Source organism: Rhodococcus sp. R1101, assembly GCF_000278445.1.
Classification (GTDB): domain Bacteria; phylum Actinomycetota; class Actinomycetes; order Mycobacteriales; family Mycobacteriaceae; genus Rhodococcus; species Rhodococcus gordoniae.
The window spans coordinates 1-372 of sequence record NZ_AJVB01000972.1; the positions used below are offsets into that span (position 1 = coordinate 1).

At 66.1% G+C, this 372-nt stretch carries 2 tRNA genes; both read left to right on the forward strand.

Annotated elements, in window-relative coordinates:
- Positions 1–29: 29 nt before the first annotated feature.
- A tRNA-Gly gene (locus R1101_RS0125545) sits at positions 30–105 on the forward strand.
- A gap of 20 nt (positions 106–125) precedes the next feature.
- Positions 126–197 (forward strand) — tRNA-Val (locus tag R1101_RS0125550).
- The last annotated feature ends 175 nt before the right edge of the window (positions 198–372 follow it).

A 372-nucleotide genomic window follows, 5' to 3' on the forward strand; every position in this document is an offset into this window, starting at 1 on the left:
GATCCGGTTCACCGAAAGAACGTGCACATGCGGATGTAGCGCAGCTGGTAGCGCATCACCTTGCCAAGGTGAGGGTCGCGGGTTCGAATCCCGTCATCCGCTCCACTCCGGCGATCACGATGCCGGCGCGATTAGCTCAGCGGGAGAGCGCTTCCCTGACACGGAAGAGGTCACTGGTTCAATCCCAGTATCGCGCACAGAGGATGAAGGCCCCCTTCGAAATTCGGAGGGGGCCTTCATCCGTTCGGGCCGGGATCCGGACCGGCGGCGGGCCGGGGCGCGGGTGATCCGGTGCGGAGGCACTCCCCGCACCGGACGGGGCGCGTCATGCGCCGAGCTTGTTGATCCCCGCGATCATCGCTCGCAGCGACG